Source organism: Frankia sp. CcMO1, assembly GCF_977945845.1.
Genome location: NZ_CDWTMG010000187.1, coordinates 1,016 through 10,001, shown reverse-complemented (window position 1 = coordinate 10,001; position 8,986 = coordinate 1,016). Strand labels below are relative to the sequence as shown.

Genomic DNA, 8,986 nt, shown 5'->3' with positions numbered 1-8,986 from the left:
ATGACGAGTTCACCCAGCGGGGCGAGCGCGTCGAGACTCGCGGTCGTCACCGCGCCGCCGACCGATTCATAAATGATATCGGGACCGTTTCCGTCGCTCGCCGCGCGCGCCTGCTCAACCCAGTCGGGTCGGGTGTAGTCGACTCCTGCGTCAGCGCCGAGCGAACGGGCTGTGTCGAGCTTCTCGGCGGTACTCGCGGCGGCGATCACGCTCCTTGCCCCCGCGTGCTTGGCGAGTTGGACGAGAAGCGTGCCGACCCCACCGGCGGCGGCGCTGACCAGCACCGCCTTGCCCTTCGGCGGTGCCTGCCTGGTCAGGTGCAGGGCAGTGAGTCCCTGGACCATCAACGCCGTCGCATCCTCGAACGGTAGTTCCGGTGGAAGCGGGGCGACGAAGTCGGCGCTGATCAGGACATGGTCCGCGTAACCCCCGAATGACACGCCCGCGGCAAACAGCGGCGCGGCGACGCGGGCACCGATCCCGAGCCCGCCGACACCGGCCCCGACGGCTTCGACGGTGCCGGCAACCTCCATGCCGAGGACGGCAGGAAGATCGGGTGTCACCGCATACCGGTTCTCACGCATGAGGACCTCGGCGAAGTTGACGCCGGCCGCATGGACTCGGACGAGTACCTGACCGGGACCCGGCGCCGGAGTGGGAGTCTCGACGATCTCGAAGACCTCGGATCCGCCGAAACGGTGTATCTGGACAGCTTTCACGGTGTGTATACCTCGCTTACCCGGAATGCGTTGTTGTCTGGCCGCGGCTCCACGGTGGGATGCGCGCTCATCCGTGGTCGCGTATGTAGCGGACCAACCCGACGACGTCGTCAGGGACCAGGCGTCCGATGGCGCCGCTGGAGTAGACAGCTGTGATCACGCTGCCATTGGGGGCCAGGACGAAACCGGTTGACTGGAGGTACCGCCGCGGGTCGCCGGAGGATTCATCATTGATGTAGGCATCCGTCGCCTCGGCTATCCCGTCGACGTCGGCACTGTGACCGACGGGAAAATCGATGCGATGCTTGTCGACGAGTCTGCGGCCGCTCTCCTCGTCGTCGACGGACAGCGCGGCGACCCGGACATCGAGATCCGTGAGAGCGTCGCCCGCCCGCTGGAACGCCGCGAGTTGTGCGTTGCAGTACGGGCACCACGATCCGCGATAGATCAGGACGACGCCGAAGTGGCCGGCCAGGTCCTCTGGCAGGCAGAGGGACCCTCCGCCGACCTTGGGAACCTGGACCTTCGGGAAGAGCTGGCCGTTGTCGAGCCGATTCATGATTGTTGCTCCCTCGCGCTGTCGCGTCGGGCGGTGTTGCCACTTTGAGTAGTGGACTGCCTGGTCCAGCGTACGGAGCTAGAATTGGACTTACAAGTCCAGTTTCGGTTAGCCTTACCGTCCGTGAGATCCATGAAGCCTGTGCCGATACTGACCCCTCGGGGTGCTGCGACCAGAGCCCGCATCGTGGCGGCCGCGGCCGAGCTGGTGCGCGAGCGCGGGGCGGCCGGCACGAGTCTGGACGATGTGATAGCTGTCACCGGGACCAGCAAGTCGCAGCTGTACCACTACTTCGCCAACAAGGACGACCTGATCCGGGCGGTGATACGGCAACAGGCGCAGCAGGTTGTCCAGGCCCAGCGCCCGGAGCTGGACTCCCTGGACTCCCTGGCCGCCCTGGGGCGCTGGCGAGACAAGATCATCGAGATACGGGCCGCGGTCGATCACACCGGCGGATGCCCGCTCGGGTCCCTGGCCAACGAGCTCGCCGATGGCGATCCGCGGACCCGTGGCGTCCTGCAGAGCTGCTTCACCGAATGGGAGTCCCCGCTGCTTGCCGGACTCACCGCGATGCGCGAGCGGGGAAGTCTTCGATCGGAAGCGGATCCGGCCGCGCTCGCCGAAGCCATCATGGCCGCGTTGCAGGGCGGTCTGCTGCTGAGCAAGACTTATCGCACCGATCGCCCGCTCGTTCGAGCATTGGACATGGCCATCGACCATGTCCGCAGATACTCCTGCGATGATGAGACGTGATCTCGGGAATCGGTATTTCGGCTGGTCGCACGCAGTCGCGGGCCGTGCCAGGTGGCGTCCGCGGCCCAACCCTCCACGCAGGTGATCAGTGATCGGCAGCCACGACTCGTGGTGAGAGTGTAGGACACCCCGAACATACGGACGATCACGGTGGCGATCCGGGTCAGGGTCCAGCGATGGTCACCCTGATTCTCGTTTTGAGATCAGGCCCGCCGCGCGGCCGGGCTACGCGCGCCCGTGGGACGGCTGCGCTCGCTGGGCGCGTTGCTGCAGGTCAAGCACGGTGTTGGCCCTTGGGCGTCTTACAGGCGAGGTGCGCGGTGCGCGTGCGGGCGAGCAGGTCCGTCAGGGCCGGGGTGAGGTTGGGGGCTAGGGCGGCCGGTTCGACCAGCCGTCGGGCGGGGGCGGGAAGATCGGCGAGGTCGGCCTTGAAGCGGCGGCCTCTCCCAACGTCGCCGGGCCGATGATCCGCCGGCCGCCCTGCATGACGAGCCGCAGCAGCGGCTCACCCAGGGAAGGTGGACGCTCGTCCCGGAGGCCGATCGTGTCGTTTGTGCCGGACCGGCGGAAGACCTGTTTGCGGCCGGGCAGGGTCTGCTCGCCGGGCGACAGCTCGCACGGCGGGTGGCCAGAGAAGTGCCGGGGAGGGACGAGGTCTGCGGGGGGGCCACGGAAGACGCGTTGTCTGTACCGTCCGCCGAGGCCGGGGAACGGCGGTGGGCATGGCCTGGCGCATCCGCCTTCCGGTTCCCGTCGGTGAGTTCCCGTGACCGTTGCAGCAAGAGGTAGTGGAGTCATAGCTACGCGTGACATCGGGAGTGGCGCGGGAAGGTCGCGGCGCGGGCGGCGGTGAAGTATCGCATGATTCCGGTGTGGCCGAGGGAGTAGCGCCCGGGCTGCGGCCAGACGGCGAGCCCGTGCGGCTCGTGGCCCACCGGGATCTCGGTCAACAGCCGGCCGGTCGTCGGGTCCGGCCCGCCGTTCCCGCCGTTCCCGCCGGTGTCGAACACGTACACGACGTTGCTGCGCCGGCCGGACAGCCACAGCCGGGTCCCGTCGGCGTTGACGTTGCCCATGTCGGGAATCCCGCCGCCGGGGATGGCCCAGTTTGCGACGATCTTCCTGGTGGTGAAGGAGATGACCGACACGGAGCCCCGATTTACAGACCGCCACTTTGGGGTGTCGCAGGCCTGCTCTGGGCGTCGCAGGACTGCTACTCCACGTACGCCACATCCGTGGACTCCACTCCACGGCCTGTCATCATGACGGTATGACGGGTAGCGATCTCGGGCGATGCCGGTGGAGCATGCTCGTGGTGGGCCTGGTGGGCCTGGTGGCGGCCGTGGCGGTCGCGGGTTGCCGTGACACAGGCGCAGCGGATGTATCCCGTAGCCGACAGAACGTTGCGGCAGCGACATCGCAACCATCTGTGACGACGGTGCCACGTTTGCGGCAGGCGATGGTGACCGTGCAGGCCGGACGCTCGCGCACAGTCGTCGGGCTGAGCGTGGTGGCCCTGCACGGCCGGGTCACCGGCCCCGCGGCATCCACAACGTGGACGATGCTGTCGGGACCGGCCCCGGCCCGGTTCGCCGGTGACACGCCAGACACGACGGTGACCCTCCCGGTTCCGGGCAACTACGTGTTCCAGTTGACCGCGACCGACCGGTTCGGCCGTTCACGATCCTCGCGGACCAGGCTGACCGCGCTGCGCTACGTCGCGCTGGGTGACTCGTATTCCTCCGGTGACGGAGCCGGCCCCGTCGCCGACTACCTCCCGGGCAGCTACCGGCTATTCGGTGGCTGCCGACGCTCGACCGCCGCCTACCCGGCTCTCGTCCACGCCGCCCTGGCCACCAAGGACCCGCCGCCGTCCGCGACGTCTGATCCACTGTTCACCTTCGGGGCCTGCGCGGGCGCACGCATCCGGGACTTCTCCACGTCGCAGGGGCCTGGCACCCCACCACAGGACACCTATCTGGACGGGCCGGCCGACACCGTCGGACTGGTCACCCTCACCGTCGGCGGCAACGACATCGGTTTCGCCGACATCGCGGTCTACTGTGCGGCACTGCACGTGACCACACTTCTCCCGTCCTGCCGGGAGCACTCCGCACCGGCCGTCGGGACTGCTCTGAACACCCTGCAGCCACAACTCACTGAGACCTACCGGGCTATCCGACGGGCCCCCAGCCTCGCCCCCGGGGCACGGATCCTCGTCCTGGGCTATCCCCGGCTGTTCCCCGACACTCTGGACGCCCCGTGCCCGGTCAGCGTCCTCGGGAAGCTGGGGGTACGCATCCAGCCGGCCGACGCGGCCTGGTTCAACCAGACCGTCCACGACCTCAACAGCACGATCCGCGCCGCCGCGAGGGCGGCCGGCGTGACCTACGTGGACACCGAGAACGCCTTCGCCGGGCACGAGTTCTGCAGCAGTACAGGCAGTCCCCCCGACGTCGACCCCCTCGGAACGCCGTTCTCCGCCGCGTTCCACCCCAACGGCCAGGGGCAGCGCGCACTGGCCACCGCGATCATCGCCGCCTACCTTCCCACCGGCCGTTGACCACATCCGAGGCTGACACATTCGAGACTGTCTCCGGGTCTGTCGGGGGTCTGTCAAAAACACCCCTAGTCGGCGAGAACCAGGCGGTGGAGTTTGTCGGGGTCGAGGATCAGGTCGATGGTGGCGATCAGTCCGTCGCGCACGGTGAGGCCGGCGACGGCGATGACACCGGTCGATGTGCGCGCGACGATCCCGGCGGTGCCGTTGACCAGAGCTGGCTGGCAGTGCCGCGCGAAGCGGGGGCCTTGGATGGCGGTGTGCTGTGCGACGTCCGCGGAGCCGGTGAGCAGCGCGGGCGCGAGCCGGGTGCGTGAGCCGGTGTCGACGCGGAACACGACGTCGGGGTCGAGCACCGCGACGAGGGCGTCGAAGTCGCCGGCCCGGGCGGCGGCCAGGAACGCGGCGACGACCTTGCGCTGTGCGGCGAGGTCGGGGTCCGGGACCGTCGGGGCGCCTCGCACCCGCCGTCGGGCGCGGCTGGCGAGCTGGCGGGCCGCGGCGGGGGTCCGGTCGACTATCGGGGCGATCTCCTCGAACGGCACGGCGAACATGTCGTGCAGGACGAACGCGAGCCGCTCGGACGGGGTGAGCGTCTCGAGCACGACGAGCAGCGCCAGGCCGGCGGAGTCGGCGAGCACGGTCTGCTGCTCCGGGCCGTCACCGTCCTCGGCGCTGACGATCGGCTCGGGCAGCCAGGTGCCCACGAAGTCCTCCCGGCGCGCCTGGCGGGCACGCAGCATGTCGATGCACACCCGACCCACGACCGTCGTCAGCCAACCGCCGAGGTTGTTGATCGCCTCGTCGCCGGAGCGGCTCAGCCGCAGCCATGCCTCCTGGACGGCGTCCTCGGCCTCGCTGAGCGAACCGAGCATGCGGTACGCGACCGCCTGCAGCCGCGGGCGCTGGCGCTCGAACTGCTCGGCCTGCCACGTCGCATCGTCCATTGCCTGCACCCCTCGCTTGCACCCCTCCGGACCAGCCTCTCCTGAGCAGTTGACGAACGCGGCACCGCCGATGTGACGGGGCCACCCCCGTGACGCCACCCGTCTGGGTCCTGGGGACGGCTGGTAGCCGGTGGCCGGTGGGCGCGGCGGTCACATCTGTCCGGCGGGATCCGACAGACATCCGACGGACATCCGACAGGCAGGTGATCCGCGTACCCGTGGGTCAGGAGGAGCGCAGCAATGAGGATTGTCGTGTTCGGAGCGAACGGGCCGACCGGCGGGCTGCTGACCGAGCAGGCGCTGGCCGCCGGTTACGACGTCGTCGCGGTGACCAGGCGACCGGCGGAATTCCCGATTACGCACGAACGGCTCGACGTCGTGGGGGCCGACGTGCACGACGCCCAGGCCGTCGATCGGGCCGTCGCAGGAGCCGACGTGGTGCTGTCGACGCTTGGCGTGCCGTTCACGCGCGAACCGATCAACATCTACAGCGACGGAATCCGGAACATCACTGCGGCGATGTTCCGGCACGGGGTCAAGCGAGTGGTCGTGGTGAGCTCGAGTGCCACCGAGCCGCATCATCATGCCGATGGCGGTTTCCTGCTTAACCGGGTCCTCCAGCCGCTGATCACCGCGACGATCGGCAAGACGACCTACCGTGACATGCGCCGCATGGAGGAACTTCTGCGCGACAGCAACCTGGATTAGACGATCATGCGTCCCTCGGGTCTGTTCGATGCGCCCGGGGTGACGAGCTACGAGCTTCACGAGGACCAGGCACCGGGTATCTTCACCAGCCGCATGGACCTGGCCGCGAGCCTGCTCGAACAGGCGACCGAGGTACGGTTCGTGCACAAGGCGGTCGCCGTGACGACCCGCGAAGGCGCCCCGACGCTATTTCAGATGTTGCGCCGGGAGGCATTCAAGCGGGACTGACCTCAGCAAACGCGGCCGGCGGCCGGCGCCGGCCTCATGGGACAGGGCGGCCGGCGCCGGCTGGTGGTGTTGTTCGTTACTTGTTCAGTGCGGCGGCGGTGTTCAGTGTCTTGCCGGTGCTGGACGTTCCACCCAGCACGTACACCCGGCCGTCACCACCGGTCGCCGCGGCATGCCCGGCCCGGGTAGAGGGGGAGCTGGTCGGTCCGGCGGCCCACCGGTCGTCCTTCGGGGTGTAGACCTGCACCGCCCCGGTGACGTTCCCGGCGCTGTCCCGCCCGCCGATGATGTAGACCCGGCCGTCGGGGCCGGTCGCCCCGGCGGCACCCGCGATGCCGTCCGGCAGGTCGGACATCTGGGCCCACGAGCCCTTCTCGGCCGCATCCGAACCCGGTGTGTAGGCGAAGACGTCGGTGGCCGCCCGCTGTGCGGAGCCGCCGCCAGCCCCGATGCCGCCGGCGGCCAGGATCCGGCCGTCCGGCAGGGCCGTCAGGACCGGAGCCCTGTTCGCGGGCGGCGGCGCTCCGGCCGTCGACCAGCTGTCCGAGCCGGGATCGTAGATCGCCAGGGTCTTCGCGTCGAGAACGTAGATCCTGCCGTCGGTGCCGCGGACCGCGCTCGGGTCACCCATGGCGCTCGGCAGGGGCTTCCCCGCCGACCAGCTTCCGTCGGACGGGGTGTACACCTCGACGATGTCCGTGGACTGGTTCGAGCTGCCGGACCGGCCGCCGATCGCGTAGATCCGGCCATCGAGGTCGGTCGCGGCGGCGAGATGGGTACGCGCGGTCGGCAGATCGGGCGCGTCCGTCCAGGCGTTCTTCCGCGGGTCGTAGACCTGGACCGTTCCCACCGGCGTCAGGGGGGCGACGCCCGGTGGCGACGTGGGTGAGCCGGTGCCCATCGGTGATGCGGGCGTGGTCGGTGAACCGGTCGGACTCGCGCCGGGTGATCCGGCCAGCGGCTTCCGGGTCAGGCTGGCCGGACCCACCGTCGATGTCGTCGCGGAACTTCCGGGCGTCCCGGTGGGGGCTGGCGACTGCGTCGGCGATGCGGGTGTGGCTATCGGTGAGGTGGGTGTGGCGGCCGGTGAAGTTGGTGTGGTGGTTGGTGACGCGGTCGGGCCGGGCGTTGCCGTGGGCGTCCCCGTAGGCGAGCCCGGGGCGCCGCCGCCGGCGCCCGTCTCGGCGGCTTGGCCGCCGATCGCATAGATCCGTCCGTCACATCCCGTGGTGGCCGCGAGATGGGCACGGGGAGCTGGCAGGGCGGTAACCGTCTCCCAGCTTTGCAACGGGCCGGCGATCTGGGGCAGCGACGGGCATCTGCCCGTCGGGCTGCCGGTCGGTGCTGCCGCCTCGGCCACCGAGCTGAGCAGCCCCGGCGCGGCCAGGGCTGCTGCCAGCGTGGCGGTCAGGACGAAGGCACGCGAGGCGCACCGACGTGATGTACGGGACCAGTTCATGAAGTCTCCCCCCTCTGAGGACCGCGGGTGCGGCCCTGACCGACGGGTGGATGGCATGGGCAGATGACGGTGCACGCGCGAGAACTAGCTGTACGTTGTGCATCCCGACGTTGTGCATTCCCATTGATTCGAAGAGTAATCGCCGTTGGGTTCGGTGCCCGCGGGTCCACCCGGACGGGACGAGTGGGCCTGACGCGGTGCGGGACCATCCCCCGACGGGGGTGGGTGGCGCGGGTCAGAGGTGGCCGCGGCGGACCAACAGGGCCAGGACGCAGGCCGACGGGGCCATCGGCAGCCATACCGTGATCATTCGGTAGCCGGGGGCGGCCGGCGCCACGACCACCATCCGGTCGGCCGGAAGCCCGGCCGCGAGATGGCAGGCGAACGTCTGGATGCCGCCGAGCACCGGGGGGAACTTGTCGGCGACCACCAGCACGCTCGGCACGTCGACCGGGCCGGTACCGGCCCCGGCGGGATCGGTACCCGGGGCCGGTCCGGTCCTCGCCGGGCGGATCGGCGCGTTCGGATCATCGGTGGGGCCCGGCGGGAGGGGAAGTCCCCTCACGCGTCGTCCGGCCGGCGACGAGGCTGAACGAGCCGCCAGGCAGAAGTCCTCAGAGCTTGCGGCCCACTCCGCAGAACTGCTGCACCTCGGCCGGGATACCGAGATCATTGGAGGCCGGCCGCCACCGCGAGCACGAGACGACGCCGGGCTCGAGCAGCTCGACCCGGTCGAAGAACACGGCGATCTGTTTCGCGTCGCGAAAGACAATGGGTGGTGTGGCGTTCTCGTTCCAGAACTGCCGCACCCGCTCCGCCTCCTCGGGATAGACCTCGTTGCTGGCGTGGGCGATGGCCAGATAACTACCGGACGGCACAGCATCCAGGATCCGGTGCACGATCCGCAGCGATTCCTCGGCATCCTGAACGAAGTTCAGCACCCCCAGCAGGGTGAGCGCGACCGGCCGGGTGAAGTCCAGCGTTCGGGCCGCGGCTTCCAGGATTCGGTCGGTATCCCGGATGTCGGCCTCGAGGTAGTTGGGAGTCGAAATG

At 69.5% G+C, this 8,986-nt stretch carries 11 protein-coding genes and 1 pseudogene; 5 read left to right on the top strand and 7 right to left on the bottom strand.

Annotated elements, in window-relative coordinates:
- Both AC08OU_RS18460 and AC08OU_RS18455 read right to left on the bottom strand, forming a co-directional pair.
- Positions 1 to 719, bottom strand: a 719-nt coding sequence (locus AC08OU_RS18460; RefSeq protein ID WP_476605401.1) for a quinone oxidoreductase family protein, incomplete at its 3' end; no start/stop codon positions are given.
- A 67-nt stretch (positions 720 to 786) separates the two neighbouring features.
- Entirely contained in the window at positions 787 to 1,278 is a 492-nt protein-coding gene (locus AC08OU_RS18455; RefSeq protein ID WP_462203903.1) for a redoxin domain-containing protein, read from the bottom strand.
- 132 nt (positions 1,279 to 1,410) lie between these two features.
- Between AC08OU_RS18455 and AC08OU_RS18450 the strand changes: the two genes are divergently transcribed.
- Positions 1,411 to 2,031, top strand: coding sequence for a TetR/AcrR family transcriptional regulator (locus tag AC08OU_RS18450; RefSeq protein WP_476605400.1), 621 nt, complete (start codon positions 1,411 to 1,413; stop codon positions 2,029 to 2,031).
- Positions 2,032 to 2,831: 800 nt separating this feature from the next.
- Here AC08OU_RS18450 and AC08OU_RS18445 read toward each other — a convergent pair.
- Positions 2,832 to 3,188 (bottom strand): annotated as a pseudogene (locus tag AC08OU_RS18445) (YncE family protein); the annotation flags it as partial.
- A gap of 281 nt (positions 3,189 to 3,469) precedes the next feature.
- On the opposite strand from AC08OU_RS18445, the gene AC08OU_RS18440 reads away from it, so the two are divergent.
- Positions 3,470 to 4,594, top strand: coding sequence for an SGNH/GDSL hydrolase family protein (locus tag AC08OU_RS18440; RefSeq protein WP_476605399.1), 1,125 nt, complete (start codon positions 3,470 to 3,472; stop codon positions 4,592 to 4,594).
- 65 nt (positions 4,595 to 4,659) lie between these two features.
- Here the strand turns inward: AC08OU_RS18440 and sigJ are convergent, their stop codons facing one another.
- Entirely contained in the window at positions 4,660 to 5,538 is an 879-nt protein-coding gene (gene sigJ, locus AC08OU_RS18435; protein ID WP_476605398.1) for an RNA polymerase sigma factor SigJ, read from the bottom strand.
- 240 nt (positions 5,539 to 5,778) lie between these two features.
- Here sigJ and AC08OU_RS18430 point away from each other — a divergent pair, with 240 nt between their 5' ends.
- Both AC08OU_RS18430 and AC08OU_RS18425 read left to right on the top strand, forming a co-directional pair.
- Positions 5,779 to 6,246, top strand: coding sequence for an NAD(P)-dependent oxidoreductase (locus tag AC08OU_RS18430; RefSeq protein ID WP_476602116.1), 468 nt, complete (start codon positions 5,779 to 5,781; stop codon positions 6,244 to 6,246).
- A 6-nt stretch (positions 6,247 to 6,252) separates the two neighbouring features.
- On the top strand, positions 6,253 to 6,474 hold the full coding sequence (locus AC08OU_RS18425) for a hypothetical protein (protein ID WP_476602117.1): 222 nt from the start codon (positions 6,253 to 6,255) through the stop codon (positions 6,472 to 6,474).
- A gap of 76 nt (positions 6,475 to 6,550) precedes the next feature.
- Here the strand turns inward: AC08OU_RS18425 and AC08OU_RS18420 are convergent, their stop codons facing one another.
- Positions 6,551 to 7,375 (bottom strand): Kelch repeat-containing protein, encoded by an 825-nt coding sequence (locus tag AC08OU_RS18420; RefSeq protein ID WP_476605397.1) that lies wholly within the window; start codon positions 7,373 to 7,375, stop codon positions 6,551 to 6,553.
- On the opposite strand from AC08OU_RS18420, the gene AC08OU_RS18415 reads away from it, so the two are divergent.
- Entirely contained in the window at positions 7,368 to 7,682 is a 315-nt protein-coding gene (locus AC08OU_RS18415) for a hypothetical protein (RefSeq protein ID WP_476605396.1), read from the top strand. The two genes, AC08OU_RS18420 and AC08OU_RS18415, sit on opposite strands and share 8 nt — an antisense overlap.
- A gap of 486 nt (positions 7,683 to 8,168) precedes the next feature.
- Here AC08OU_RS18415 and AC08OU_RS18410 read toward each other — a convergent pair whose 3' ends face one another.
- Together AC08OU_RS18410 and AC08OU_RS18405 are read right to left on the bottom strand one after the other, a co-directional pair.
- Positions 8,169 to 8,498 carry a hypothetical protein gene (locus tag AC08OU_RS18410; protein ID WP_476602120.1) on the bottom strand — a complete coding sequence of 110 codons (330 nt, stop codon included), beginning with the start codon at positions 8,496 to 8,498 and terminating at the stop codon, positions 8,169 to 8,171.
- 49 nt (positions 8,499 to 8,547) lie between these two features.
- The coding region (locus tag AC08OU_RS18405; RefSeq protein WP_476605395.1) for an SAM-dependent methyltransferase at positions 8,548 to 8,986 on the bottom strand (439 nt) is incomplete at its 5' end.

Coding starts and splice junctions, on each gene's coding strand:
- AC08OU_RS18425 (WP_476602117.1), top strand. CDS start 6,253: ATGCGTCCCTCGGGTCTGTTCGATGCGCCCGGGGTGACGAGCTACGAG.
- AC08OU_RS18450 (WP_476605400.1), top strand. CDS start 1,411: ATGAAGCCTGTGCCGATACTGACCCCTCGGGGTGCTGCGACCAGAGCC.
- sigJ (WP_476605398.1), bottom strand. CDS start 5,538: ATGGACGATGCGACGTGGCAGGCCGAGCAGTTCGAGCGCCAGCGCCCG.
- AC08OU_RS18420 (WP_476605397.1), bottom strand. CDS start 7,375: ATGGGCACCGGCTCACCCACGTCGCCACCGGGCGTCGCCCCCCTGACG.
- AC08OU_RS18455 (WP_462203903.1), bottom strand. CDS start 1,278: ATGAATCGGCTCGACAACGGCCAGCTCTTCCCGAAGGTCCAGGTTCCC.
- AC08OU_RS18430 (WP_476602116.1), top strand. CDS start 5,779: ATGAGGATTGTCGTGTTCGGAGCGAACGGGCCGACCGGCGGGCTGCTG.